At 67.9% G+C, this 25,737-nt stretch carries 25 protein-coding genes; 18 read left to right on the forward strand and 7 right to left on the reverse strand.

Going from position 1 to position 25,737, the window contains the following annotated elements:
* Positions 1-8: 8 nt before the first annotated feature.
* The 3 genes from WKR98_RS23900 to WKR98_RS23910 are packed head-to-tail and all read right to left on the reverse strand — an operon-like array spanning position 9 to position 3,186.
* On the reverse strand, positions 9-995 hold the full coding sequence (locus WKR98_RS23900; protein WP_124690285.1) for a Bug family tripartite tricarboxylate transporter substrate binding protein: 987 nt from the start codon (positions 993-995) through the stop codon (positions 9-11).
* Positions 996-1,039: 44 nt separating this feature from the next.
* Entirely contained in the window at positions 1,040-2,503 is a 1,464-nt protein-coding gene (locus WKR98_RS23905) for an NAD-dependent succinate-semialdehyde dehydrogenase (protein WP_341434861.1), read from the reverse strand.
* Positions 2,504-2,526: 23 nt separating this feature from the next.
* Positions 2,527-3,186 carry a 2-hydroxychromene-2-carboxylate isomerase gene (locus WKR98_RS23910; RefSeq protein ID WP_124690283.1) on the reverse strand — a complete coding sequence of 220 codons (660 nt, stop codon included), beginning with the start codon at positions 3,184-3,186 and terminating at the stop codon, positions 2,527-2,529.
* A 125-nt stretch (positions 3,187-3,311) separates the two neighbouring features.
* Here WKR98_RS23910 and WKR98_RS23915 point away from each other — a divergent pair, with 125 nt between their 5' ends.
* From WKR98_RS23915 to WKR98_RS23930, 4 genes are all read left to right on the forward strand, one after another.
* Entirely contained in the window at positions 3,312-4,295 is a 984-nt protein-coding gene (locus WKR98_RS23915; RefSeq protein ID WP_341434862.1) for a LysR substrate-binding domain-containing protein, read from the forward strand.
* A 12-nt stretch (positions 4,296-4,307) separates the two neighbouring features.
* Entirely contained in the window at positions 4,308-5,003 is a 696-nt protein-coding gene (purN, locus tag WKR98_RS23920) for a phosphoribosylglycinamide formyltransferase (RefSeq protein ID WP_445936153.1), read from the forward strand.
* Complete coding sequence (locus WKR98_RS23925; RefSeq protein ID WP_124690280.1) at positions 5,000-6,517, forward strand: RsmB/NOP family class I SAM-dependent RNA methyltransferase; 1,518 nt, start codon at positions 5,000-5,002, stop codon at positions 6,515-6,517. Before purN ends, WKR98_RS23925 begins: the two co-directional genes overlap by 4 nt.
* A 269-nt stretch (positions 6,518-6,786) precedes the next feature.
* The gene (locus WKR98_RS23930; RefSeq protein ID WP_124690279.1) at positions 6,787-7,986 is read left to right on the forward strand and encodes a DesA family fatty acid desaturase; all 1,200 of its coding nucleotides are present in this window, start codon (positions 6,787-6,789) and stop codon (positions 7,984-7,986) included.
* Positions 7,987-8,058: 72 nt separating this feature from the next.
* Here the strand turns inward: WKR98_RS23930 and WKR98_RS23935 are convergent, their stop codons facing one another.
* Together WKR98_RS23935 and WKR98_RS23940 are read right to left on the reverse strand one after the other, a co-directional pair.
* Positions 8,059-9,489: a DHA2 family efflux MFS transporter permease subunit gene (locus WKR98_RS23935; RefSeq protein ID WP_124690278.1), complete on the reverse strand. Its 1,431-nt coding sequence runs from the start codon at positions 9,487-9,489 to the stop codon at positions 8,059-8,061.
* 90 nt (positions 9,490-9,579) lie between these two features.
* Positions 9,580-10,521 carry a LysR family transcriptional regulator gene (locus WKR98_RS23940; RefSeq protein WP_124690277.1) on the reverse strand — a complete coding sequence of 314 codons (942 nt, stop codon included), beginning with the start codon at positions 10,519-10,521 and terminating at the stop codon, positions 9,580-9,582.
* Positions 10,522-10,680: 159 nt separating this feature from the next.
* On the opposite strand from WKR98_RS23940, the gene WKR98_RS23945 reads away from it, so the two are divergent.
* From WKR98_RS23945 to WKR98_RS23975, 7 genes are all read left to right on the forward strand, one after another.
* Positions 10,681-11,523 carry an FAS1-like dehydratase domain-containing protein gene (locus WKR98_RS23945; protein ID WP_341434864.1) on the forward strand — a complete coding sequence of 281 codons (843 nt, stop codon included), beginning with the start codon at positions 10,681-10,683 and terminating at the stop codon, positions 11,521-11,523.
* A gap of 52 nt (positions 11,524-11,575) precedes the next feature.
* The gene (locus WKR98_RS23950) at positions 11,576-12,724 is read left to right on the forward strand and encodes an acyl-CoA dehydrogenase family protein (protein WP_341434865.1); all 1,149 of its coding nucleotides are present in this window, start codon (positions 11,576-11,578) and stop codon (positions 12,722-12,724) included.
* 9 nt (positions 12,725-12,733) lie between these two features.
* On the forward strand, positions 12,734-14,119 hold the full coding sequence (locus WKR98_RS23955; protein WP_124690274.1) for an MmgE/PrpD family protein: 1,386 nt from the start codon (positions 12,734-12,736) through the stop codon (positions 14,117-14,119).
* Positions 14,116-15,330, forward strand: coding sequence for a CaiB/BaiF CoA transferase family protein (locus WKR98_RS23960; RefSeq protein ID WP_341434866.1), 1,215 nt, complete (start codon positions 14,116-14,118; stop codon positions 15,328-15,330). The genes WKR98_RS23955 and WKR98_RS23960 overlap by 4 nt, the downstream gene beginning before the upstream one ends.
* Before the next feature lie 117 nt (positions 15,331-15,447).
* The gene (locus tag WKR98_RS23965; protein WP_341434867.1) at positions 15,448-16,413 is read left to right on the forward strand and encodes a tripartite tricarboxylate transporter substrate binding protein; all 966 of its coding nucleotides are present in this window, start codon (positions 15,448-15,450) and stop codon (positions 16,411-16,413) included.
* An 11-nt stretch (positions 16,414-16,424) separates the two neighbouring features.
* Positions 16,425-17,390 (forward strand): fumarylacetoacetate hydrolase family protein, encoded by a 966-nt coding sequence (locus tag WKR98_RS23970; protein WP_341434868.1) that lies wholly within the window; start codon positions 16,425-16,427, stop codon positions 17,388-17,390.
* A 40-nt stretch (positions 17,391-17,430) separates the two neighbouring features.
* Positions 17,431-18,246 (forward strand): HpcH/HpaI aldolase/citrate lyase family protein, encoded by an 816-nt coding sequence (locus WKR98_RS23975; protein ID WP_341434869.1) that lies wholly within the window; start codon positions 17,431-17,433, stop codon positions 18,244-18,246.
* Between the two features lie 66 nt (positions 18,247-18,312).
* On the opposite strand, the gene rpmG is transcribed toward WKR98_RS23975, so the two are convergent.
* Both rpmG and rpmB read right to left on the reverse strand, forming a co-directional pair.
* Complete coding sequence (gene rpmG, locus WKR98_RS23980) at positions 18,313-18,483, reverse strand: 50S ribosomal protein L33 (RefSeq protein ID WP_124690269.1); 171 nt, start codon at positions 18,481-18,483, stop codon at positions 18,313-18,315.
* A 24-nt stretch (positions 18,484-18,507) separates the two neighbouring features.
* Entirely contained in the window at positions 18,508-18,744 is a 237-nt protein-coding gene (rpmB, locus tag WKR98_RS23985; protein WP_124690268.1) for a 50S ribosomal protein L28, read from the reverse strand.
* A 453-nt stretch (positions 18,745-19,197) separates the two neighbouring features.
* Here rpmB and WKR98_RS23990 point away from each other — a divergent pair, with 453 nt between their 5' ends.
* The 7 genes from WKR98_RS23990 to WKR98_RS24020 all read left to right on the forward strand — a co-directional run bounded on the left by WKR98_RS23990 (position 19,198) and on the right by WKR98_RS24020 (position 25,721).
* Positions 19,198-19,896, forward strand: coding sequence for a TetR/AcrR family transcriptional regulator (locus tag WKR98_RS23990; protein ID WP_124690267.1), 699 nt, complete (start codon positions 19,198-19,200; stop codon positions 19,894-19,896).
* Positions 19,897-19,965: 69 nt separating this feature from the next.
* Entirely contained in the window at positions 19,966-21,021 is a 1,056-nt protein-coding gene (locus WKR98_RS23995; RefSeq protein WP_341434870.1) for a C4-dicarboxylate TRAP transporter substrate-binding protein, read from the forward strand.
* A 20-nt stretch (positions 21,022-21,041) separates the two neighbouring features.
* Positions 21,042-21,614, forward strand: a complete 573-nt coding sequence (locus WKR98_RS24000) for a TRAP transporter small permease subunit (protein WP_124690265.1) — start codon at positions 21,042-21,044, stop codon at positions 21,612-21,614.
* Positions 21,615-22,925: a TRAP transporter large permease gene (locus WKR98_RS24005; protein ID WP_341434871.1), complete on the forward strand. Its 1,311-nt coding sequence runs from the start codon at positions 21,615-21,617 to the stop codon at positions 22,923-22,925.
* 15 nt (positions 22,926-22,940) lie between these two features.
* A complete protein-coding gene (locus WKR98_RS24010) occupies positions 22,941-23,717 on the forward strand; it encodes a cyclase family protein (protein ID WP_124690263.1) in 777 nt (258 codons plus the stop codon).
* A 13-nt stretch (positions 23,718-23,730) separates the two neighbouring features.
* Positions 23,731-24,693, forward strand: a complete 963-nt coding sequence (locus tag WKR98_RS24015) for a 3-keto-5-aminohexanoate cleavage protein (protein ID WP_341434872.1) — start codon at positions 23,731-23,733, stop codon at positions 24,691-24,693.
* 8 nt (positions 24,694-24,701) lie between these two features.
* Positions 24,702-25,721: an SMP-30/gluconolactonase/LRE family protein gene (locus tag WKR98_RS24020; protein WP_124690261.1), complete on the forward strand. Its 1,020-nt coding sequence runs from the start codon at positions 24,702-24,704 to the stop codon at positions 25,719-25,721.
* Positions 25,722-25,737 lie beyond the last annotated feature (16 nt).

Here is a 25,737-nt window from a genome sequence, read left to right on the forward strand (position 1 = left end):
TGCGACGGTCAGTCGGCGCTGGCGCCGGAATTGCGCACGACCGCCGACCATACTTTCAGTTCGCTGCCGATGAACTTGCCGAATTCCGCCTGCGACATGAGGCGCCGTTCCAGCCCCGTCGCGGCCAGGCGTTGCGACGCTTCGTCCGACATCATGGTGTCGCGCACCGCGCGCTCCAGGGTGTCCAGCACGGCGGGGGGCGTGCCGCGTGGCGCGAGCAGGCCGAACCATGCCGCTACGTCGAACGGTTTCACGCCGGCCTCTTCCATCGTCTTGACGCCGGGCAGGGATGCCAGCCGGCTGGACGTCGTCACGGCCAGCGCCTGCAGCTTGCCAGCCTTGATGTGCGGCAGGACCGACGAAATGCCGTTGAACATCAGGTCGGTCTGTCCGCCGAGCAGGTCCGTGGTCGCCGGGGCGATCCCCTGGTAGGGCACGTGGACGAGATCGATCCCGGCCGCCGCTTTGAACAGTTCGCCTGCCAGGTGGTTGGCCGATCCGACACCTCCCGAGGCGTACGTCAAGGCGGGTTTGCGCGTCCTGGCCATGTCGATCAGCCCGGCAACGCTGTCGGCGCCCAGTCCCGGACGGGTTACCAGGACCAGCGGGCTGGTAGCCAGCAGCGCCACAGGGGAGAAGTCCTTGATCGGATCGAAGCCCGGGTTCTTGTACAGCGAGGGATTGACGGCGAACGGCCCGATGTAGCCGATGACGAGCGTGTAGCCATCCGCGTCGGCCCGGGCCGCCTGCGCCGTGCCGATGTTGCCGCCGCCGCCCGGCTTGTTTTCCACGATCACCGTGGCCTTCAGCCGGCTCGCCAGGCCGTGGGCGACCAGGCGGCCCAGGATGTCGGCGGGTCCGCCTGCCGCGAAGGGTACGACGATCTTCACGGGACGATCCGGATAGGCGCCTGAGGCGGCGCCGCAGAATCCCAGCATGGTGGCCGCGGCGAGGCCGCTCGCCCGCGCTATTTGCGCGAGATATGTTCTTTCCATGGCGTGCTCCTTTTTTTGCGGTCGGACCGCTCAATGCCGGGCGATCATGTGGCCAGTTGCGTGACGAACTTCGAGGTCAGGTAGGCGGACAAGCCTTCGGTTCCCCCTTCTGAGCCGTAGCCGCTTTCGCGGACACCGCCGAACGGAGCTTCAGCGATCGAAATCGCCAGATGGTTGATGCCGACCATGCCGGCCGACAGGCCACGCGATACTGCCGCCGCGGTACGTGGCGATTCCGTGAAGGCATATGCCGCGAGGCCGTACGGCAGGCCGTTGGCACGGGCAAGCGCCTCGTCCAGCGTATCGAACGTCGCCACCGGAGCGATCGGACCGAATGTTTCGTCGCGCATCGCTGCCGCGTGGTCCGGCATTCCGCTCAGCACGGTGGGTTCGAAGAAAAAGCCTGGCCGATCGGGTTGCCGTCCTCCTATTTCCAGGCGGCCTCCGGCCTGCAACGCATCCTGTACGTAGTGCTTCATCGCCGCCAGTCGGCGCGGGTTGGCCAGTGGCCCCATCGTCGTGGCGGTATCCAGTCCGTTGCCCAATACGAGGGCCCGGGCGGCCTTGGCCATCTCGGCGGCGAAGCGTTCGGCCACGCTACGATGGACGTAGAACCGCGACGGCGCCACGCATACCTGGCCCGCATTCCGGAATCGTCCGGCGGCGCTGACCTGCGCGGCGCGCTCGACATCGGCGTCGTCGAAGACCAGGACCGGGGCATGGCCGCCAAGCTCGAGCGTGCAGCGTTTCAGTCCGTTCGAGGCCGCGAGTTGTGCCAGATGCTTGCCCACCGGTATCGATCCGGTGAACGTGATCTTGCGTATGGGCGAACTGCGGACGAGGAATTCCGATATCTCGGCCGGCGCGCCGAAGACCATGTTCAGCACGCCGGGAGGCAGGCCGGCGTCGACGCAGGCGCGCGCCAGTTCGAGCGCGGTCGCCGGTGTTTCTTCCGACGGCTTGATGACCAGTGTGCAGCCAGCGGCCAGCGCGCCGGCGATCTTGCGGGCAGGCGTCAGTGCCGGGAAATTCCACGGCGTGAATGCCGCCACGGGGCCGACCGGTTCGTGATGCACTGCCTGGGTCACGTCCAGGGCCCGTGCGGGAATGATCCGTCCATACAGGCGCCGCGTTTCCTCGGCATACCATTCGAAAACTTCGATTGCCGTCGTCAGCTCGGCCTGGGCCTCGGCCAGTGGCTTGCCTTGTTCGAGCGTGAGCGTGCGGGCGATCGTGGCGCTGCGCTCCTCCAGCAGCCGGGCTGCCCGCAGTAGCACCTGCCGCCGGGCGAGGGCCGGCGTGGCCGACCAGGCGCCGAAGGCCCGTTCCGCCGCCGCGACGGCCCGCCCCAGCTCGTCGGGCGAGGCATGCGGCAAGCGCCCCAGGCTGTCGCCGGTCGCCGGGTTCACGACGGTTTCGCCATGGCGGCCGCCGCCGACCCACTGGCCGTCGATGAGCTGGCCCAGGCGATCGAAGGCGGATGCCGCGTTCTGGTTGTCTGTAAGCATGGAAAACTCCTGTCGAGGCGAGGTCAGGCCACCGGAACGAGGCCGTGTTGGGCAAGGCGCCATACCAGCAGATCGAAGCGGTCTTGGCCGAAGAAGGGTTCGTCCTGGAAGACGAACAGCGGCACGCCCCAGTGTCCCGCCGAGTGCTGGTCACGCTGGTTCGCCTGTACGGTCTCTTCGTGCGTTTGCGGATTGGCGGCAATGGCCCGCTCCATATCGGCCAGGTCCAGGCCTGCCCGCCGCGCTGCCTGAGCGAGATGGTCGCCCCGGTCCCAGCCATCGACGCTGCCGTCCCACAGCAGCCGGCTTACCTGCACGATGAAGGGCAGCGCCTTGCCACGCCGCCGTGCCTCGATGCCTAGGAGGGTCAGGCGCCGGATGTAGGGCTGATCGTGCGCGATCTCGAGCGTGCGTGGCTCCTGCACGATCGGATCGGGCACCGGGCGGCGGAATGGCATGCCAAGGAAAGCCGCGACGCGTGCCGAGTCGGCGAGAAAGTACGGACGCGCCAGTGCGTGTTGTCTGCTGAAGTGCTCCGGATAGCGGATGGCTAGCGGGTAGACGATCTTGACGTTGCAGTGCACGCCGTGCTCGCGCGCCAGCGCTTCGACGCGTGGCAGTACCAGGTAGCTGTAGGGACTGCGGAACGACCAGTACAGGTCGATGGGTGGGTTGACGGCCATGGCTGCCTCTTGTCATCGCTGCATGCCACGCGGCGGCGTGGAGTGACGGCAAGAGTAAATAGAGCTGTGATTGCCGTAAAATTTATTTTTCGGTCAATTTGATCTCTTTTTAGATATCAATTGCGATGGCTCCCTCTCCACATCCCCACTGGCTGCTGCGCAGCCGGCTCAAGATGCGCCAGATCCTGCTGCTTGCCACGCTGGGCGACCTCGGGAACTTGCGCCGTGCCGCGGCTCAACTGGGCATGACCCAGCCGGCCGCCACCAAGCTGCTACATGAATTGGAATCCGCAATGGGTGTCTCGCTCTTCGAGCGTTCGAGGCGGGGCATGACGCCTACCCTCTACGGCGATGCCATGATCCGGCATGCACGTGGCCTGCTTGCGGATCTCGATGCCGCTCGCGACGAACTGGACGCGCTTGCCGCAGGCGCGGCGGGTACCCTTACTGTCGGCACCATGACGTCCACCTCGTCCGAACTCGTGCCGCGCGCCGTGGCCGCGCTGCTCGAGCGGCACCCCGGCGTGCGGGTATCGCTCGTCGAGGGCGTCCACGACATGTTGATGGCGGCGCTCGCGCGAGGCGAGCTCGACCTGGTGCTGGGGCGGGTCATGGGCGGGGCCGCGATGGACGATCTCGATCTCGAACTGCTCTACGAGGACGAGTTCCTGGTCGTCTGCGGCTCGCGTCATCCGCTTCTGAAGGCGCGCGAGATACGGCTCGCCGACCTGACCGACCAGCGCTGGATCCTCCCGCATGCCAGTGCGCCGCTGCGCCAGCGGCTGGACATCCTGTTCATGGAGCAGGCGGGCGCGCGTCCGCGCCATGCTGTCGAATCCGTTTCGCTCCTGACCAACCTCGCGCTCTTGCAGGAAAGCGCGACGCTCGCGGTCATGCCGGCTGATATCGTCAGACAGTTCTCGGGCAGCGGGCTGGTGCGGGCTTTGCCCGTTTCGCTGCCTGGGTTGTTCGGTCCGGTGGCGCTCATCACCCGTGCCGAGAGGCGGCGCTCGCCGGTGGTCGAGGCCTTCATCGACGACTTGAGGCGGCTGGCGGCCCGTTCGGATCGCCGTCTGCCGCAAACCACCGGCCGCCGCCGGGCCCGATGATACAATCCGCCGGTGAAAGCCTCTCATTTTTCCCCGGCCCGCCGGTGCCGTTTCGTCATCCTGATTTCCGGCCGCGGCAGCAACATGCAATCCATCACGCAGGCCTGCCGCGACCAGGGCTGGCCCGCCGAAGTGGCCGCCGTGATCGCCAACCGCGAACAGGCCTCCGGCCTCGAATGGGCCGCCGGGCAGGGCATCCCCACCCGGGTAGTCCCCCATCGCGACCATCCCGACCGAGCCTCGTTCGACGCCGCGCTGGCGCGCGAGATCGACGCCTTCGAACCCGACTACGTGTTGCTGGCCGGTTTCATGCGCATTCTCACCGACGATTTCGTGCGGCATTATGCCGGCAGGCTGGTCAATATCCATCCGTCGCTGCTGCCGCTGTTTCCCGGCCTGGCCACCCACCGGCAGGCCCTGGAGGCGGGGGTGCGGGTCCACGGCTGCACCGTGCATTTCGTCACGCCGGTGCTGGACCATGGTCCCGTGATCGCCCAGGGCGTGGTGCCGGTGTGCGCAGGCGACACCGAGGACGCTCTGGCTGAACGCGTGCTGTCCATCGAACACGTGGTCTATCCGGCCGTGGCGTCCTGGCTGGCGCACGGGCGGGTAGGGCTGGAAGACGGCAGGGTCACGGTGGACGGCGTGGCCGACCGCGTGTTCGGCCTGGCGCCGCAGGCGGCGGTTTCGCGGGGAGACGAGGCATGACATCCGAGCGTTCGAGTTCTTCATCCCGGTCGGCGCAGGGCGCCCGGCGTCCCGGCGGCCAGCAGGCCCGGCCCGGCGCGCGGCGCACCGCCCCGGCGGGTACCCATCCCGTCGCGCAGCGCATCGAGCAGGTGCGCTCCGCGCTGGGCGAGATCCTGCAGTGGTCCGGTCCGGCCGACCAGGTGCTGTCCCGCTGGTTCCGCGACCACCCCAAGCTGGGCGGGCGCGATCGCGGCGTGGTGGCCGAGGCGGTCTACGACGTGCTGCGCCACCTGCGGCGCTACCGCAACGTGGCCGAGGGCGGACGGGGCGCCGCCACGCGCCGCCTGGCCATCCTGGGCCTGGCGTCCACGCTGGGCCGGGACGGTATCCTGCCCGTCCTCGACGCCGATGAAGCGGATTGGCTGCGCCGCGTGTCCGCCATCGACCAGGCGGCCCTGCCGCGCGAGATCCGCCTGAGCATTCCCGACTGGCTGTCCGAGGCGCTGGCGATCGAACCGGACAGCGACAGTCTGCTGGCCGCGCTCAATCGCGCCGCGCCGCTGGACATCCGGGTCAATCCGATGAAGGCCGATCGCGAAACCATCCTGGCCGAACTGCGGGCGGGCGTGGCTGCCGATCTGGCCGAGCCGACGCCGTATTCGCCGTTCGGCATCCGGCTGCAGGGCCGGCCGGCGCTGACCCGATGGGGGCGCTTCGAGGACGGCAGCATCGAGGTCCAGGACGAGGGCAGCCAGTTGCTCGCGCTGCTGGTCGCGCCGCGGCGTGGGGAAATGGTCATCGACTTCTGCGCCGGCGCTGGCGGCAAGACGCTGCTGCTGGGGGCGTTGATGCGTTCGACCGGGCGGTTGTACGCCCTGGACGTCTCGCACACGCGCCTGGCGCGCTTCAAGCCCCGCCTGGCGCGCAGCGGCCTGTCCAACGTCGTGCCGGTGGTGATCGCCAATGAGAACGACGCCCGCGTCAAGCGCCTGGCGCGCAAGGCGCACCGGGTGCTGGTGGACGCGCCGTGCAGCGGGACCGGGACGCTGCGGCGCAATCCCGACCTGAAATGGCGCCAGAGTCCTGAAAGCGTGTCCGACCTGTGCGCGCTCCAGCGCAGCATCCTGGCATCGGCGGCGCGCTGCGTGGCGCCCGGCGGCCGGCTGGTCTATGCGACCTGCAGCATCCTGCGGGTCGAGAACGAAGGGCAGGTCGAGGCTTTCCTGGCCGCCCATCCCGAGTTCGAATTGCTGTCCGCCCCCGAGCTGCTGGCCGACCGGGCCGGGGCGTTGTCGCTGCCCGGCCCCTATCTGAAGCTGCGTCCCGACGTGCACGCGACCGATGGTTTCTTTGCCGCGGTGTTTCAACGGCGCCACGGTCCGGCCGCTGCCCAGGCTGCCGCGGTCGAGGCCGAAATGCCCGAACCGGACGCGGAAGCGGCTGGCCTGGACGACGAAATCGAGGCTCCGGAAGGCGAACCCGCCCGGGACGAGGCCGGATCGGCCAAGAACCTCGGAGAAGAGGGACGATAACCCTGTTTCGATTAGGGTTATCCCCCTCTTTGAAAAGGGTCGTCCCGCCCCCAGATTCGCGTTATCGTGTCGGGCGCATGGCAAAGGGCCGGATTCCGGCCTTTTCGCCATCCGGTCGCGGGTTTCCCCTGGGGAACCACGGCTGTCGTCCGGTTTCTAAGACCTTGGTCCCGCTGGCTCCGCCGGCGCCAGGACCGACGAGTTCCGTTTCTTCGAGGCGCGAGGCGCCTCCCGCGCCGGCACTGCCGCCGGCCTGCCTGTGAGGTGATATGGATTTTGTGCTTTCGTTCTTGTCCGATGGTCTGCTTGGCGCGTCGTGGTGGCAGATCGTCGCCTTCACGCTGGTAGTCACCCATATCACCATTCTTGGCGTCACGATCTATCTGCACCGCAGCCAGGCGCACCGCGGGCTGGACCTGCATCCGGCCATCGCGCATTTCTTCCGTTTCTGGCTGTGGCTGACCACCGGCATGGTCACCAAGGAATGGGTGGCGATCCACCGCAAGCACCACGCCCGCTGCGAGCGTGAAGGGGATCCCCATTCGCCCATGGTCTACGGTATCGGCAAGGTGTTCTTCCAGGGTGCCGAGCTGTATCGCGACGAGGCGACCAACCGCGAGACGATGGACAAGTTCGGCCATGGCACGCCCAACGACTGGGTCGAGCGCAACGTTTATTCGCGCTTCGGCTGGCAGGGCGTGGGCCTGATGATGGTGATCGACGTCGCGCTGTTCGGCGCGATCGGCCTGACCGTCTGGGCGGTGCAGATGATCTGGATCCCGTTCTGGGCGGCCGGCGTGGTCAACGGCATCGGCCATTTCTGGGGCTATCGCAACTACGCCAGCCCGGATGCCAGCCGCAACGTCTTCCCCTGGGGTATCGTCATCGGCGGCGAGGAACTGCACAACAACCACCACGCCTACGCGTCGTCGGCGCGCTTTTCCACCAAGTGGTACGAGTTCGACATCGGCTGGGGCTATATCCGGGCCCTGGAGATCCTGCGCCTGGCCAAGGTCAAGAAGGTCGCCCCCAAGGTGCGGCTGGCGCACGGCAAGCCGGTCGACCTGGAGACCCTGCAGGCCGTGATCACGCACCGCTACGAGATCATGGCGCGCTATGCCGACCTGCTCAAGCATGCCTGCCGCGACGAAATTGCCCGCCTGAAGGCCGCCAAGGAATCGCACCTGCAGTGGAAGCTGCTGCGGCGCTCCAAGGCCCTCCTGCATCGTGCCGACGACGAATCGCTGACCGATTCGCACCGTTCCGCGTTGAACACCCTGCTGGCCGACCACCGTTCGCTGGCCATCCTGGTCGAGATGCGGCGCGAACTGGCCGCCATCTGGGAACGCTCCAGCGCTTCCAGCGAACAGTTGCTGCGCGACCTGCAGGACTGGTGCAACCGCGCCCAGCAAAGCGGCATCGCACGGCTTGAAGAGTTCTCGGCCAGGCTGCGCAGCTACGCGACCTGAGCAGCCGGTCGGACGCAAGAAAAAAGGAGCCTCGGCTCCTTTTTTCTTTTGGCGGTCCGGCCAGGCGACGGATCAGCGACGGGCCGGTTCGCCGTCCCGGCGGCGGTAGCCGCTCAGTTCGGCGCCGGCGTTGGCCGGCAGTTCGCGGCATTGGGTGACGGCCAGCACGCCCAGCAGACCCATGGCGGCGAAGGCCATGGTGAAGTCCGTCAACTGCACCGCCGCATGGCCCAGCGCATGCATGGAGGTGTCCAGCACCAGAGCGGCCAGGCCGATGCCCAGCGCCGCCGTCATCTGCTGGTTGGTGCTGGCCAGGCTGGTCGCCGCGCTCATGCGGGGCTGCGGCACGTCGGCATAGACGATGGTGCCGTAGGCGTTGAACTGCAGCGAGCGCGCCAGGCCGCCCAGGAGCAGCAGCAGGTAGATCGCCGCCAGCGGCCATTCCGGCCGGAAGGCGCCGCACAGGCCCAGCAGCACCGCCGACAGCAGGCCGTTCCAGATCATTACCTTCCGGTAGCCGAAGGCTCGCAGGAAGCGCACCGAGATCGCCTTCATCACCAGGCCGCCCACGGCGCCGGCGAATGTGATGGCGCCGCTCTCGGCGGCCGACAGGCCGAAGCCCAGTTGCAGCATCAGCGGCATCAGGAAGGGGAAGGAGCCGTAGGCCACCCGGTACAGGAAGCCGCCGCGCATCGCCACGCGAAAGGTGGCGATGCGCATCAGGCTGAAGTCCAGCACCGGGTCGGCATGGCGGCGGCTGTGCCAGGCGTAGGCCAGCGCGCAGGCGGCCGCGGCGGCCAGCAGGAGCAGCGCGGTCGGGGACGGTCCGCCGTGGCCCAGTCCTTCCAGCCCGACGATCAGGCAGGCCAGGGTCGCGGCCGCCAGGATGAAGCCCAGGTAGTCGAACGACGAGGGAGGCGCGTCGCTGCGGATGTCGGGGATGTAGGTGGTGGCCAGCGCGATGCCGGCCAGCCCGATGGGTACGTTGATGAAGAAGATCCAGTGCCAGGACAGGTAGGTGGTCAGGAAGCCGCCGATCAGGGGGCCGACGGCGGGACCGATCATCGCGGGAAACAGCACCCAGGACATGGCCGAGACCAGCTGGGATTTCTCCACCGTGCGCAGCAGCACCAGCCGGCCCACCGGCACCATCATCGCGCCGCTGGCGCCCTGCAGCAGCCGCGCGCCGATCAGCCACGGCAGGTTCTGCGCGAGGCCGCACAGCACGGAACTGACGACGAACAGCGTGATCGCGCCGCGGAAGGTGTTGCGCGTGCCGAAGCGGTCGGCGATCTTGCCGCTGATGGGAATGAAGGCCGCCAGGCTCAGCAGGTAGGCGGTCATGGCGAAGTTCATGCGGACCGGATCGGTGCCCAGCGACTGCGCCATGGCCGGCAGCGCGGTCGAGATGATGGTGGAGTCCAGTTGCTCCATGAAGAACGCGCTGGCGACGATCAGCGCGATGATCCGGTAGCTGCCCTGGCGGGACGTGGCATGGCCCATGAAGCCGTGGTCTCTGTGCAATGAGTGGAACGCCCGCGCGGAATCGGGCGGGGAAGGGCGCGGCGGTGGCGGCCGCGCAAGCCCGCGATTTTAGTCCTTCGCGCGCGAACCTGCGGCGCTTCCCGCATGCGCGGCGGCGGCCTGCTCGCCGTAGGTCCGGACGGCATCGACCAGCGCCCGCACGCAGGCGGGTAGGGCCTCGAGTTCGCGCACCAGCAGGTCGCGTTCGCGCACGGCCCACGGTTCGTCCAGTTCCACGATGGACAGCTCCATGGTGCGCCGGTGACGGCGCGCCGCCGACTCCGGGATCACGCCTATGCCGACGTTCGCCTCCACCATCCGGCAGATGGCTTCGAAGCTCGATACCTGGATGCGCAGGATGAGCCCCGCGCCCCGGTTCTCGACCTGTTCCCGCAGGAAGGTCAGCATGGTGCTGCCCTCGTGCAGGCTGATGTGGGGGTAGCGCAGGGTATCGTCCAGGGTGACCCGGCCTCGCGCGGCCAGCGGGTGGGCGGTCGGAACGGCCAGCACCAGCCGGTCGGTGCTGAAGTGCAGGCGTTCCAGGCCGGGGGCGTTGATGGGGCCGGCGGTGATGCCGAGGTCGGTCGAGCCGTCCATCACCCCGCGGACGATGTCGCGGGTCAGCCGCTCCTGCAGGTCCACCGTCACGCCGGGCCGGCCGGCCAGGAAGCGCGCCAGGATCTCGGGCATGAACTCGGTGACCGCGGTGGTGTTGGCGAAGATGCGGATGTGGCCGGTGGTGCCGGTGCCGCCGTCGGCGAAATCGTTCTTCAGGGAATCGACCTGCCGCATGACCTGGCGGGCGTGTTCCAGCAGCCGCCGGCCGGCGGGCGTCAGCTCCACCCCGCGGCTGTTCCGGTACAGCAGGCGGGCGTCGAGCCGGGTTTCCAGCGACTTGATGCGGGTGCTGGCCGCGGTCAGCGAAAGGTGGGCGCGCCGCGCGCCCTGTGTCAGGCTGGGAGCTTCGGCCACATGGATGAAAAGCCTGAGGTCGGCCAGGTCGAGATGCATGGCGGCGGGGGCGGGGGAAAGCGTCCACCTTACCTGATCCCTTCCGTTTTGGCGAAGACTGGATAACGAAAATCAAAATTTACAGAAGGCTGGCGCGGGCGCATGCTGGCGGCATTTCCACGCAAGGCGGCGCCCGCGGGCGGTCCGCAAGGAGCAAGCATGAGCCAGGACCAGGCTCCATCCCCACGCGACTGGATCGGGCGCACCGAGACCTCGGCCGACCAGATCACGAGCAACCTGGCGCGGCGCATCGCCGCCACCTTGGGGCAGCCGGCGCCCGAAGCGGGCGGCGGGCTGCCCGAACTGTGGCACTGGGCCTATTTCCAGGAGCCGGTGGGCGCGGCCGGACTCGGCGCCGACGGGCATCCCGCGCGCGGCGGTTTCCTGCCGCCGGCCGAGCGGCGCAATCGCATGTGGGCCGGCGGCCGGCTGGCGTTCCACCAGCCCCTGGTGGTGGGCGAGGATGCCACGCGCCATTCGACCATCCTGTCGGTGGAAGAGAAGGCGGGCCGCACCGGTTCCCTGCTGTTCGTGACCGTGCGCCACGATTACGCGCAGCGCGGCGTCCTGGCGGTGCGCGAGGAACAGGACATCGTCTATCGCGAGCCGTCGCCGCCGCGCACCGCCGATCCGGAACCCCTGCCGCCGGCCGGGTGGACGGAAACCATCGTGCCCACGTCGACCCTGCTGTTCCGGTATTCGGCGGTCACCTTCAACGGCCATCGCATCCACTACGACTGGCCCTATGCCACCGCCGAGGAAGGCTACGCCGGCCTGGTGGTGCACGGCCCCCTGATCGCGACGCTGCTGGTGGGGGCCTTCGTGCGCGCCCATCCGTCGCTGCGGCCGACGCATTTTTCCTACCGCGGCGTGCGGCCGCTGATCGCGCCCACGCCCTTCGAGGCGGCCGGACGGATGGCGGGCGAGGGCGTGGCGCAGGTATGGGCCGGCAATGCGCAGGGCGCGATCCAGCGCGGCGAACTGCGCTACGTGCAGAGATAACAACGGCGGCCCGCGCCAGCGTGCGCGCGGCTGTCTGTCCATCGGAGACGGCATGCAAGAGTACGACGACATCCGCCAGGGCGTGCGCGCCCTGTGCGCCCACTATGACGCCGCCTATTGGCGCGGGGTGGACGAGGTCCGGGGCTTTCCCGAGGCTTTCGTCCGCGCGCTGACCGAGGCCGGATGGCTGGGGGCGATGATCCCCGCCGAGTACGGCGGATCGGGCCTGGGGCTGTCCGAGGCGTCGGTGATCCTGGAGGAAGTCAACCGCTGCGGCGGCAACTCGGGCACCGTGCATGGACAGATGTACAACCTGTTCACGCTGGTGCGCCACGGATCGAAGGCGCAGAAGGATCATTTCCTGCCGCGCCTGGCCAGCGGCGAGCTGCGCCTGCAATCCATGGGCGTGACCGAACCGACTACCGGCACCGACACCACCCGGATCAAGACTACCGCCGTGCGGCGCGGCGACCGCTATGTCGTCAACGGGCAGAAGGTCTGGATCTCGCGCGTGCAGCACTCCGACCTGATGATCCTGCTGGCCCGCACCACGCCCCTGGCCGAGGTCGCCAAGAAGACCGAGGGCATGTCCATCTTCCTGGTCGATCTGCGCGAGGCGATCGGCCATGGCATGGAGGTGCGCCCCATCGCCAACATGGTCAACCACGAGACCAACGAACTGTTCTTCGACAACCTGGAGCTGCCGGTCGACAGCCTGATCGGCGAGGAAGGCAAGGGCTTTCGCTACATCCTGGACGGCCTGAACGCCGAGCGCACGCTGATCGCCGCCGAATGCATCGGTGACGGCCGCTGGTTCATCGAGCGCGCGCGCGGCTATGCCGGCGAGCGGCAGGTGTTCGGCCGTCCGATCGGCCAGAACCAGGGCGTGCAGTTCCCCATCGCCGAGGCCCACATCGAGGTCGAGGCCGCGGACCTGATGCGCTGGCGCGCCTGCCGCGAATACGACGGCGGCGTCCATGCGGGCGCCAGCGCCAACATGGCCAAGTACCTGGCCGCCAAGGCTTCGTGGGAGGCAGCCAACGTCTGCCTGCAGACGCACGGCGGCTTCGGCTTCGCCTGCGAGTACGACGTCGAGCGCAAGTTCCGCGAGACGCGCCTCTACCAGGTGGCGCCGATCTCGACCAACCTCATTCTTTCCTATGTGGCCGAGCACCTGCTGGGGCTGCCGCGTTCCTTCTGAGGCGTTTCCATGGACAAGACCAGCCTGGCGCGGGACGGCGCCACCGGCGCCCTGTGTGAATTCCTGGCGGCGCTGCGTTTCGAGGACCTGCCCGCGGCGGTGGTGGACCGGACCGAGGACCTGTTCCTGGACTGGGTGGCGTCGGCCCTGGCCGGGAAGGGCGGGCATCCGGTGCCGCTGTTCGAACGCTACGCCGCCGCGATGGGGCCGGCAGCGGGGCGCTGCGCGATCCTGACCAACCGGCGCACCACGTCGGCGCATTTCGCCGCGCTGGTCAACGGCGCGGCGTCGCACCTGGTCGAGCAGGACGATCTGCACAACAGCTCGGTGCTGCATCCGGCCACGGTGGTGTTTCCCGCCGTGTTCGCCGCGGCGCAGGACCTGGGCAAGTCGGGCAGCGAGCTGTTGCTGGCCGCGGTGGCCGGCTACGAGGCCGGCGTGCGCATCGGCGAATTCCTGGGCCGGACGCACTATCGCATCTTCCATACGACCGGCACCGTGGGTACGCTGGCGGCCGCGGCCGGCGTGGCCAAGCTGCTGGGGCAGGATGCGCGGACGCTGGCGCACACGCTGGGGTCGGCCGGAACCCAGGCCTCGGGCCTGTGGGAGTTCCTGCGCGAGGCCGCCGATTCCAAGCAGCTCCATACCGGGCAGGCGGCAGCGAATGGGCTCCTGGCCGCCTATCTGGCACAGGATGGCCTGACCGGCGCGCACGGCGTGCTCGAAGGCCGGCAGGGCATGGCGGCGGGCATGTCCTCGGACGCGGATCCGAGCCGGCTGAGCGATCGCCTGGGCCAGCGCTGGGCCACGCTGGAGACGTCGTTCAAGTTCCACGCCTCGTGCCGCCACACTCATCCGGCCGCCGATGCGCTGTTGCACCTGATGCGTACCGAAGGCATCGCCCACGGCGACATCGCTTCGATCCGCGCCCGGGTGCACCGCGCCGCCATCGACGTGTTGGGCAACGTGGACGAACCCAGCACCGTGCACCAGGCGAAGTTCTCGATGGGGGCGGTGCTGGGCCTGATCGCGGTCCATGGCCGTGCCGGCCTGGAGGAGTTCCGCGACCATGCGCTGACCGATCCCGCGGTGGCGGACATCCGCCGGCGCACGACCATGGTGCTGGACGACGGGGTCGATCGCGCTTATCCCGCCCGCTGGCTGGGCCGTGTCGAGGTCGAGACGCGCGACGGCCGGCGCCTGGCGGCCGCCATCGACAGTCCCAAGGGCGACCCGGACAACACCTTGTCGCGTCCCGAGCTGGAAACCAAGCTGAGGCGCCTGGCGGCCTTCTCCGGCGCGGCGACGCCAGCGGAGATCGATGCATGGATTCCCCGCCTGTGGAACCTGCGGCACGCGCGCGACCTGTCCGATTTCATGCCGGAGGAGTCATGAGCCCATCCCTTTCATCGACCGCGTCGCGCCCGCTGGACGGCGTCACCGTGCTGAGCCTCGAGCACGCCATCGCGGCGCCGTTCTGCACGCGGCAACTGGCCGACCTGGGCGCGCGCGTCATCAAGATCGAACGCCCGGGAAGCGGGGATTTCGCGCGCGGCTACGACGAGCGCGTGCGCGGTCTGTCGTCCCACTTCGTCTGGACCAACCGGTCGAAGGAAAGCCTGGCGCTGGACCTGAAGCAGGAGAGCGCGCGCGAGGTGCTGGAGCGGTTGCTGCCGCGCGTGGACGTGCTGGTGCAGAACCTGGCGCCCGGTGCCGCCGACAGGCTGGGGCTGTCGTTCGAGGCGCTGCACGCGAGGCATTCCAGGCTGATCGTCTGTGATATCTCGGGCTATGGCGACAGCGGCCCGTATCGCGACAAGAAGGCCTACGACCTGCTGATACAAAGCGAGGGCGGCTTCCTGTCGGTCACGGGCACGCCCGGCGAACCGTCCAAGGCCGGCGCCTCGGTGGCCGACATCGCCGCCGGCATGTACGCCTATTCCAACATCCTGGCCGCGCTGCTGCTGCGGGCCACGACGGGGAAGGGCAGCCGCATCGACGTCTCCATGCTCGAAAGCATGGTCGAGTGGATGGGCTACCCCATGTACTACGCGTTCGACGGCGCGCCCCCGCCGCCGCGATCGGGCGCCTCGCACGCGACCATCTATCCCTATGGCCCGTTTCCGGCGGGCGACGGCGGCACCGTGATGCTCGGCCTGCAGAACGAACGAGAATGGCGCGTGTTCTGCGAACGGGTGCTGGCGCGGCCGGACCTGGCCGACGATCCCCGTTTCGATGCCAATTCGCGGCGCACCGACAACCGGGCCGCGCTGCGCGACATCATCGTGGAGGTCTTCGCCGGGATGACCGCCGGCCAGGTCATGGCGGCGCTGGACGATGCGCAGATCGCCAATGCGCGCGTCAACGACATGGCCGGCGTCTGGTCGCATCCGCAGCTGGCTGCCCGGCGCCGCTGGACCGAGGTGGCAAGCCCGGCGGGCATGTTGCCCGCGTTGCTGCCGCCGGGGACGGGCGGTGCGTACGCGGCCCGCATGGATCGGATACCGGCCCTGGGTGAAGATACCTTGTCCATCCTGGCCGAACTCGGCTATGACGAAGCCGAGATCGCCGTGCTGCATGCGCGGCAGGAAATGCCGGGCCGTTAGCTGGCAGGGGGGCGACTTCGGCAGAAAAAATCGTGCCGCGCGTGATAGTGTAGGCACTGCGCGGCCGCCAGCGGCACGCGCCAAAACGAAAGCAAGAAACGACTCAGGAGACTACCAATGAATCGAGGCCGTGCGCTTTTCGCCGCCGCTTTATTGTGTCCACTCGCCGCGTTGGCGGCGGACAGCTACCCTTCCCGTCCCATTACGCTGGTCGTGCCGTTCTCGCCGGGTGGCGTGTCGGACACCACGGCGCGTCCGCTGGCGCCTGTCATCGCCAAGCGTCTGGGGCAACCGGTCATCATCGAGAACCGGCCGGGAGCAGGCGGTGGAGTGGGAATGGCCCATGTGGCCAAGGCGGCTCCGGACGGCTATACGCTCATGATGGCGTTGGCCAGTATTTCGGCAATTCCCCCCGCCGACAAGCTGACGGGCAAGGCACCTTCATATTCCACCTCGCAATTTGCCGCCATCGCTCGCATATCGGCCGATCCCACCGTGCTGGTGGTGCGCGACGACGCGCCCTGGAAATCCGTGAGCGAGCTGGTGGCTGCGGCCAAGGCCAAGCCAGGCACGATCAGCTTCAGTTCATCCGGCATCTACGGCACCACGCATGTAGCGATGGAGCGTTTCGCCCACGCCGCCGGGATCAAGCTGCTGCACGTGCCGTATGGGGGCGGTGGTGAACAGGTGACGGCGCTGCTGGGTGGACATGTCCAGGCCTCGACGCAGACCTACGGCAACATTTCCGGCCACATCAAGAGCGGCAAGTTCAAGCCGCTGGCGGTTCAAAGCGCCGAGCGCCTGGCCAGCCTGCCCGATGTGCCGACGCTGAAAGAGCTCGGCTACGACGCTGAATACTATCTTTGGGCCGGACTGTTCGCGCCGACGGGCCTGCCCGAGCCCGTCATGGCGAAGCTGCGCACCGTCGTCAAGGAAGCGGCGGCCGATCCGGCATTCGTCAAGGCCATGACAGGAATGGGGACGCCCGTCCAGTATCTGGATGCGCCGGAGTTCGAGGCCTTCTGGCGGGCCGACGAACGGCATCAGACGCAGATCATCAACAGCATCGGCAAACTCGAATAAAAAGGAAATCCATGAAATATGCAATGTATCGCCGTGATGGCGTCAAGCGCGTGGCCATCCTCGACGGTGCGTGCCTGGTTGATCCGCAAGCGGTCGAACAGGCCGTGGGCGGGCTGGGGCCGCAAGTGGGCTGGTTTGCCGACATGACCGAGGTCATCCGCCATGCCCCGCAGTCCCGGGAACTGGGCGCGCGGGCGGTGGCGCTGGCCGCCGAGCGAGGTGTGGGACGCGTGGCGCTGGATGATGTGCAGCTCTGTGCCCCCATGCTGCCTTCCACCATCCTGTGCGCGGGCAGCAACTACCTGAGCCACAATGCCGAAAAGGCCGGCTCCGACACAAGCGGCAAAGAGCCGGAGTTCTTCCTCAAGACCGCCGACTGCGTCGTCGGCCCGAACGACGAGATCGTCCACGATCCGGTGCTGACGCGCAAACTGGACGGCGAGGTCGAGCTGGGCGTGGTCATCGGCAAGCCGGGGCGGCACATCCCACGCGAACGGGCGCTGGAGCATGTGTTCGGCTATACCATCGTCAACGACGTCACGGCTCGCGACCGCCAGGTGCGCTTTCGGCCGGACGGCAGCAGTTGGTACGAGCTCGGGCGCGGTAAGGTATTCGATACCAGCGCTCCGCTGGGCCCGTACATCGTCGGCGCCGAAGACATCCCCGACCCGCAAAGCCTGGACATCCGTTCCTGGGTCAATGGTGAGCTGCGGCAAAGCAGCAATACCGCACAGATGATCTGGAGCGTGGCCGAACTCGTCCATGTGTTTTCCATCAACCTGACGCTGCGGCCGGGCATGGTGATCATCACGGGCACGCCCAGCGGTACGGCCTGGTCCACCGACAAGGAACTCGGCGGCAAATGGTCGGGAGGCAACGGCATCGTCCCCGCCTCGGGTTATTTGCGGCCGGGCGATCTGATCGAATGCGAAGTCGATGGTATCGGCAGGCTGCGCAATCGGGTGGTGGCCGCTTGATCCCGTGCGCAACCCTGCGCGCCGCCCGGGCGGTGGCGCCATGAAGCGCGTGCGCTCCGCCTTGTTCGTGCCGGGGGACCGGCCCGAACGGCTGCCCAAGGCGCTGGCCAGCGGCGCGGATGCCGTCATCGTGGACCTGGAGGACGCGGTCGAACCCGATGTCAAGGCGGCTGCGCGCGCGGCCGTGGCGGCATCCCTGAAAACTTGCGGGGATCGGCCGGTGGTGGTGCGCGTCAATGCGGTCCAGACGATCTATTTCGACGAGGACATCGCGCTGTGCGCCGCCAGTCCCGCGGTGGCCGCGGTGATGCTGCCCAAGGCGGAGTCGGCGGCGGACGTGGCCCGGGCGGCGGCGGCCGGCCGGCCCGTCTGGCCGCTGATCGAAAGCGCGCGCGGCGTGCTGGCGCTGGAGGCCATCGCCGGTGCGCCGGGGGTGGAGCGCCTGGTGTTCGGCAGCCTGGATTTCGCGCTGGACCTCGACCTGGATCCGGTATCGGCGGTGGGCCGTGCGGTCCTGGACGATGCCCGGCACCGCATGCTGCTTCACGCGCGCGCCGCGGACCTGCCCGCGCCGCTCGACGGCGTGCATCCGGCACTGGACGACGCCGACGGCCTGCGCGCCGAAGCCGCGCGGGCACGCGGGGCGGGCATGGGCGGCATGCTGTGCGTGCATCCCATGCAGGTCGCCGCGATCAACGAGGCCTTCAGTCCTTCGGACGCGGAATTGGCATGGGCCCGCCGCGTCGTCGAGGCGGCGGCGGGGCAGCGGGGGGCGTTCCGGTTGGACGGGAGAATGGTCGATGCGCCGGTGCTGGCGCGGGCCCGGCGGACGATGGCGGCCGCCGGCGGGGCATAGCGGCGCGTTTGCCGCAGGCAAAAAAAACCCCGCCTGGGCGGGGTTTTTTTTGCAAAACCGAGCCGATTACTTCAGCTTGGTTTCCTTGTAGTCCACGTGCTTGCGCGCGACCGGATCGAACTTCTTGATCAGCATCTTTTCCGGGGTGGTGCGCTTGTTCTTGGTCGTGGTGTAGAAATGCCCGGTTCCGGCGGTGGACTCGAGCTTGATCTTTTCGCGAATACCCTTGGTGGCCATGGTGTGCTCCTGTGGATCCGGTGATTAAACGGCTTCGCCGCGAGCGCGCAGGTCGGCCAGGACGGCTTCGATGCCGTTCTTGTCGATGGTGCGCAGGGCGTTGGTGCTGACACGCAGGCGAACCCAGCGGTTTTCGCTTTCGACCCAGAACCTGCGGGATTGCAGGTTCGGCAGGAAACGGCGCTTGGTCTTGTTGTTGGCGTGGGAAACGTTGTTGCCCGTGATCGGACCCTTACCGGTTACTTGACATACTCGTGCCATGGCGACACCTCTTCTACTATTTCGTGAATTCGGGAGACGGATCCGGGGACCGGCAATGCCGGATAGTGCCCCGAAGTTCTGGCGCGGCTTGGCAGGATGGATGCCGACCCGGTTCGCACGGGTTCTCAAGGCATCCCGGCGCAGGGCCAGAATGCGTTGAAAACGTGCGCTAAAAACATCGCGAGCCAAGTTTGCCAGGCTCGAAACGTTTTATTTTCCCGGACCGAGTTTTCTCGCGGACCAAGGGCAACGCCGTAAAGCTCGCAAGAATAGCACGAAAGCCGCCGTTTTTTCAAGCCGTTGTTTGTGGCGCAGCTTGTTTTCCTGCGGAGCCGCCACGGCATTCTACGGCATCGGGCCGCCGACAACGCGAATGGGCCGCTCGCTAACCCTATGTTGACTGATCGATCAGTCAGGGCCTAGGCTAGCGCATCCCTACCCAGGAAGCGCGCCTTGACCGACCAGAACGCCCGAACCGCCATCCTCGACGCCGCCGAAGGGGTTTTCGCCGCCCATGGCTTCGACGGCACCAGCATGCGGCAGATCGCCAATGAGGCGGGCGTGGCCCAGGCATTGCTGCATTACCACTTCGGCACCAAGGAAAAGCTGTACGAGGCGATGTTCGCGCGCCGCTCCGACGCCATCAACGCCGTGCGCGCGGCTGCGCTGGACCGGCTGTTCGGGCCGGACGGGCAGGGCAGGCCCACGCTGGGCGACCTGCTGGAGGCCTTGTTCCGGCCCACGGTGGAGTTCGGCCACGAGGGGCCCGCGGGCAATCTGTTCTCGCGCGTGCTGGCGGCCACGGCCAATGCCGAGGACGAGCGTTCGCGCACGCTGATCGGCGCCCACTACGACGCGATCGCCCGCCGCTTCATCGACGCTTTCCGCCGCATCCTGCCCCAGTTGCAGCAAGAGGACGCGGTGTGGTCCTACATGTTCGCCATTGGCGTGGGCATGACCATGATGGCCGCCACCGGCCGGGCCGGGCGCCTGTCGGACGGCGCCTGCGACGACAGCGACGTCGATGCCGTCATGGCTCGCCTGGTGCCTTTCATCAGCGCCGGCATCGAGGCGCTGGCGGCCGATCGCGCCGCCGGCCGCACGGGCCGTCCTCCTGTTTTTCCCCCGCGCTCCGGTTCCGGAGCCGGCTGATTCCCCGGGGCGGCGCCCCGACCGAGAACCGGGCCGCAATGAGCCCGGCCCCCTGACAAGGAGACATGCATGCGTATTCTGCCGGCCGCATTGGCGGCTTTGCTGGCCACCACCACGATGGCGGTACAGGCCAAGACCATTACCGTGACACTGGTCAACGGCCACCCGCCGGTATTCCGCTGGGTCAAGCATCTGCAGGAGACCTTCGTGCCGGCGGTGAACAAGGCGCTGGAAGGTTCGGATATCAGGATCGAGTGGAAGCAGCAGTACGGCGGTTCGCTGGCCAAGGTCGGCGAAGAGCTGGAAGCGGCCCAGGACGGCGTGGCCGACGTCGCGCTGGTGCCCACGATCTTCGAGCCGGCCAAGCTGCCGTTGCAGAACGTCACCTACTACACGCCCTTCGTCTCGACCGATCCCGGCGTGGTCACCCATGCCGTGCAGGAAGTGCAAAGCAAGATCCCGGCCATGGCCAAGGCCTGGGAAGCGAACGACGTGGTCTATATCGGCGGTGGTTTCGGGCTTGACGACTACCTGCTGTTCACGAAGTTTCCGGTCAAGAGCGTGGCCGATCTGAAGGGCCGCAAGATCGGTACGCCGGGCCCCTCGATCAACTGGATGAAGGGCACCGGCGCCGTGGGTGTCGCCGGCAATCTGACCGAGTACTACAACTCGCTGCAGACGGGGCTCTACGACGGCGTGGTCACCTTCGCCACCGCGGCCCTGCCGGCCAAGATCCAGGAGGTGGCTCCCTACATCACGCAGGTCGGCTACGGCGCGCAGTATTCGGGCGGCATCGCGGCCAACAAGGACTGGTACGACGCGCAGCCGGAAGCCCTGAAGAAGGCATTGAAGACGGGCGCCCAGGCCTTCGAGAAAGCCTATACCGACGACCTGCGCAAGGCCACGCAGGCCGCGCTGGACGAACTGGTGGCCAAGGGCGGCAAGCTCAATCCGGATTCGGCCGCCCTGCGCGGCGCCTATGCCAAGGTGCTGGAAGACCCGACCAAGGGCTGGATTGCCGAGTTGCAGAAGCAGAAGCTGCCGGCCAAGCAGGTGCTGGACGCCTACATGAAGGAAGTGCGCGCGGCCGGGGCCAAGCCGGTGCGCGACTGGGATCGGAACTGAACCGGGCGGCGAGGTCATCCATGTCTGAAGTCCCCACCACCGGGGAGGGCGATTTCCTTCCCGCGCCCGTCCACCCGCTGCTGCGCATCCTGGATGCCTGCACCGCGGTCCTGAACGCCCTGGGTACGCTGCTGATCGTCGGCGTGATGATCGCCATCAACTCGGACATCGCGGGCCGTGCCTTCTTCGGCCATCCCATCTCGGGCGTGCCCGAGATGGTCAGCATGTCCATCGTCGCCATCGTCTTCCTGCAGATTGCCCATTCGCTGCGGCTGGGCGGGCTGACGCGGGCCGAGGTGCTGCTGGACAAGCTGCCGCCGCGGGGGCGCGCCGGACTGGAAGCCTTGTACTGCCTGATCGGCGCCGGGTTCTGCGCGGTGCTGTTCAACGGCCTCCTGCCGCTGTTCGAGCGGGCCTGGACACGCGATCTGTTCGTCGGCGCGATCGGCGACTTCACCGCGCCGATCTGGCCGGTGCGCCTGGTCATGCTGGTGGGGACGGCGGCCCTGGGCCTGCAGTTCCTGGCCAGGACGGCGCGCGCGCTGTGCGCGGCCGTGGCGACGAACGGCCGGGCCGTGGAAGCGGAGGCGTGAATGAATGATCTGATCATCGGCGCGCTGGCGCTGCTCGGGATGGTGGGGCTGATCTATGCCGGCATGCACGTCGCCATCGCGCTGGCCGTCTGTTCCTTCCTGGGCGTGCTGGCGATCAAGGGCAGTTTCCTGATCACGGGCCGCATGCTGGCCCTGGCCGCCACCGAGTCCATCGACTCCTACATCTTCGGCGTGGTGCCGCTGTTCGTGCTGATGGGCTTCGTCGTATCGCAGGCCGACATCGGCCGCGACGCGTTCGACGTCGCCAATCGCATGCTGGGACGCATCAAGGGCGGCCTGGGCATCGCCACCGTGGGCGCCAATGCGATCTTCGCCGCGATCACCGGCATCTCGATCGCGTCGGCCGCGGTGTTCACCCGGGTGGCCGTGCCCGAGATGCTGCGGCACGGCTACACCAAACGCTTCGCCTACGGCATCGTGGCGGGCAGCTCGGTGCTGGGCATGCTGATCCCGCCCAGCCTGCTGCTCATCCTGTACGGCATCCTGACCGAGCAATCGGTGGGCGACCTGTTCCTGGCCGGCGTGGTGCCGGGCATCGTGCTGGCGATCGCCTTCGGGCTGGGCGTCTACTGGATGGCCCGCAAGCGCCCCGACTTCGCCGGCTCCAGCATCTCCGAGGACGTCGCGCCGCTGTCCGCCGCCGCGATGGGACGCAAGGCGCTACCCATCGTGCTGCTGATCGCCCTGGTGCTGGGCGGCATCTACGGCGGGTTCTTCACACCGACCGAAGCCGGCGCCGTCGGCGCGCTGGGCGCGGTGCTGATCGGACTGTTCCGGCGCGCGCTGCCGCCCGGGCGCATCTGGCGGGTGCTGACCGACACCGGCCAGGTCACCGCCGCCATCTGCTTCCTGATCATCGCGGCCAGCATGTATTCGCGCATGCTGTCGCTCAGCGGCCTGCCGGAGTTCCTGACCGCGGCCCTGGCGGCCAGCGACATCGGCTACTGGGGGATCGTCATCGCCTACGTGCTGCTGGTCATCGCGATGGGGACCATCCTGGACAGCTCGTCCATCCTGCTGATCGTGGTGCCGTTGTTCTACCCGATCATGAAGGCCTTCGGCATCGATCCCATCTGGTTCGGCATCATCACCGTGATCGCGGTCGAGGTGGGCCTGCTGACGCCGCCGTTCGGGCTTTCCGTCTATGTCATCAAGGGGACCTCGCCCGACCCCACGCTGAAACTGGGCGAGATCTTCCGCGGCGCCTTGCCGTTCGCCGCCATCATGGTGGCGGTGCTCGCCCTGATCCTGGTATTTCCGTGGCTGGCCACCGGCCTGCTCGGACGCTGAACGAAGGAGTCCATCATGCCTCGACGTTTCGTCGACCTTTCCGTCGCCCTCGACGACCGCATCGCTTCCGATCCGCCCGGCCACCTGCCGCAGATCGCCTATCTCGACCATCGCTCGACGGCCGCCGACATGGCGTCCTTCTTTCCCGGGCTGGACGTGGCCGATCTGCCGGGCGGCGAGGGGTGGGCCATCGAGCGGCTGAACGTCTCGACCCACAACGGCACGCACCTGGATGCGCCGTATCACTTCCACTCGACCATGGACGGGGGCGAGCGCGCCATCACCATCGACGAAGTGCCGCTGGAGTGGTGCTTCAGCCGCGGCGTGAAGCTGGACTTCCGCCATCTGCCCGACGGCCACGTGGTCACGCCGGACGAGGTCGAGGCCGAACTGGCCCGCATCGGCCACGTGCTCGAACCCTACGACATCGTGCTGGTGAACACGGCGGCCGGCGCGCGCTACGGCCAGCCCGACTATGTGTCGGCCGGCTGCGGCATGGGCATGGAGGCGACGCTCTACCTGACCGAGCGTGGCGTGCGCGTGACCGGCACCGATGGCTGGAGCTGGGACGCGCCCTTCGTGCACACCGCCAAGCGCTTCGCCGAAAGCCCGGATCCCGCCATGATCTGGGAAGGCCATCGCGCGGGCATGGCGCGGGCCTACTGCCACCTGGAGAAGCTCGGCAACCTGGAAAGCCTGCCGCCGCACGGATTCATCGTCTCGTGCTTTCCCTACAAGATCCGTGGCGCCTCGGCCGGTTTCACCCGCGCCGTGGCCATTTTCGAAGACTGAACCGGAGCCCGCGATGAACGACACCCAAGCCAAGCCCGCCAAGAAATCCGCGCCCAAAATCATCATCACCTGCGCGGTCACGGGCGGCATCCATACGCCCACCATGTCCGAGGCGCTGCCGTATCGCCCCGAGGACATCGCCGAGCAGTCCATCGCGGCGGCCCAGGCCGGCGCGGCCATCCTGCACCTGCACGCGCGCGATCCCAAGGACGGCCGGCCCACGCCCGACCCGGCGGTATTCATGCAGTTCCTGCCGAAGATCAAGGAAGCCACCGACGCCGTCATCAACGTCACCACCGGCGGCGGGCTGAACATGACGGTGGAGCAGCGCCTGGCCGCGCCGCTGCTGGCCAAGCCCGAGATGTGCTCGCTCAACATGGGATCGATGAATTTCGGCATCTACCCCATGGCCGATCGCTACAAGCAGTGGAAGTTCGACTGGGAAGAGAGCTACCTGCGCAACACCGACGACTTCATCTTCCGCAACACCTTCCGCGACATCGAGCGCATCCTGAAAATGCTGGGCGAGGAGCACGGCACCCGCTTCGAGCACGAGTGCTACGACGTCGGCCACCTGTACAACGTCGCGCATTTCGTCGACCGCGGCCTGCTCAAGCCGCCGTTCTTCATCCAGATGATCTTCGGCATCCTGGGCGGCATCGGCGCCGAGCTGGACAATCTCATGTTCATGAAACGCACGGCCGACCGCCTGTTCGGCAACGACTACCGCTGGTCGGTGCTGGCCGCCGGCCGCCACCAGATGAACTTCGCCACGCAGGCGGCCTTGCTGGGCGGCAGTGTGCGGGTCGGTCTGGAGGACAGCCTGTACATCGGCAAGGGCCAGCTGGCGGCGTCGAATGCCGATCAGGTCGCCAAGGTGCGGCGCATCCTGGAGGAAATGGGGCACGAGATCGCGACGCCGGACGAAGCCCGCGCCATGCTGGCGCTCAAGGGCGCGGACCGGGTCGGGTTCTGAGCGCGGCCATGGCGGGCGCTTCCAATCCGCTGGACGGCTTCGTCGTCGATCCGGCCGCCATCGCCTATGCGGGGCAGGGGCTGCAACGCCCCGAATGCATCCTGGCCGAGCGCGACGGTTCGCTATGGGCCGCCGATGCGCGCGGCGGCGTGGTCCACATCCGGCCCGACGGCAGCCAGCGGCTGGTCACGCAGCAGGCCGACACGCACTTTCGCCAGGCCGCCGACGACGCCACCCGCTTCGTCGCGGGCACCTTGCCCAACGGCCTGGCCTTCGCCCGCAACGGCGACATCGTCATCTCCAATTTCGGCACCGACCGGCTGGAACTGATGACGCGCGAGGGCCAGACCCGCGTGCTGGCCGACACGGTGGACGGCCAGCCCATCGGCAAGGTCAACTTCGTGCTGCGCGACAGCCGCGACCGGCTGTGGCTGACCATTTCCACCCGCATCAGGAACTGGATGCAGGCCATGGATCCCAAGGTTGCCGACGGCTATATCGCCTTGTACGAGCACGGCCGGCTGCGCATCGTGGCCGACGGCTTCCACTTCACCAACGAGATCCGGCTCGATGCCCGCGAGGAATGGCTGTACGTGGCCGAGACCTGCGCCCGGCGCGTTTCGCGCCTGCGGGTGGCGACGGACGGCAGCCTGTCGGGCCGCGAGGTGTTCGGTCCCGCCGACCACGGCGCCTTCATCGACGGCATCGCGTTCGATGTCCATGGCAATCTGTGGGGCACGCACGTGATGACGGACCGGATCTTCGCGATCACGCCGGAAGGGGAGTTGCGGATCGTGCTGGACGACGATGGCGGCAGCGCCGCGGGGCGGGCGCTGATGGCGGCGTTCGAGCGGGGCGAGGCGACGCCGGAGATGATGCTGGCGTGCGGGGGAAGGATCGCGCCGTGGTTCGCGAGCGTGACGTTCGGGGGAAAAGACCTGCGGACGGTTTATATCGGGAGCTTGCGAGGGGAGCGGATTCCGTATTTCCGGGCTCCCGTGGCGGGGTTGCCCATGGCGCATTGGTAGGGGGCTTGAGACGGCG

The organism is Pigmentiphaga sp. YJ18, from assembly GCF_038066655.1.
Lineage (GTDB): Bacteria > Pseudomonadota > Gammaproteobacteria > Burkholderiales > Burkholderiaceae_B > Pigmentiphaga.